The following is a 785-nucleotide window of genomic DNA, read 5'->3' as shown; positions in this document are numbered from 1 at the left end:
GCCCGCTCACGCTGGGGCTGGCGGCCGTGCTGTTCGTGGGGCTGGGCGGCTTCTACGTAGTGAAGCAGAAAAACCAGCCGCCTGCGCCGCCCGTGGCCCCGGCTACGCCCAAAGCCCCGCCACACCTCGTCGACGTAGAAACCTCGGCCATTCCCACCTACGACGGCGTGGTGGAGCAGGTCGTAGCCGCCCAGCTGAAGCGCCTGCCCGCCGCCGAGCTGGCCGCCGCCAAAGCCACGCCCAACAGTGAGGCGCTGCACCAGTACCGCGAGCTGGCCAAGCGCTTCTGGGCCGCCGAGTGCCAGACTGAATACCTTACTAACCAGGCCCGCGAGGGCAAGGCCAGCGCCATGTTTGCCGACCAGGCGTTGGTGGCCCGCAGCACCTGGAGCAACTGGAACAAGGCCGCCGTGTACACCTTCAAGCGCTTCGGCCCCACTATGCAGGACGATTTTCAGCGCATGCAGAAAGCCGGCAGCAGCCAGCAGCATGTGCTGGAGCGCCTGCCCGACCTGCTGCCGAAGCAAGCCTTCCTGCACGACAGGGAGCTGAACGCCCGCGATGCCGAAGTGCAGGACTGGCTGCGCGAGCTGCGGCCGACCTCGCCCGTGACCGGCAAAAAATACAAAGCCACCGTGCTGAAAATGCACATGTAGAGGCTGGTTAGGAAGTCTGAATAGCTTCGCCGCCCCGGCCGCGCCCGAACAACTGGCAAAGTGGCCGGTTGCCGAGGCTGGCGCGCTCCTTGCCGCGCCCCGCCCGATGGAAACTCCCGACCCCGCCGC

Annotated in this window: 1 protein-coding gene; it reads left to right on the top strand. The window is 67.0% G+C overall.

Annotated features, from left to right (window positions below):
- Positions 1–656, top strand: a 656-nt coding sequence (locus ACYVDE_RS24875) for a hypothetical protein (RefSeq protein WP_460504200.1), incomplete at its 5' end; no start/stop codon positions are given.
- Positions 657–785: the final 129 nt, after the last annotated feature.

The sequence above is a fragment of the Hymenobacter agri genome, from assembly GCF_054778495.1.
The sequence above is the reverse complement of the archived record's forward strand: the minus strand, read 5'-3'. Positions and strand labels throughout refer to the sequence as shown.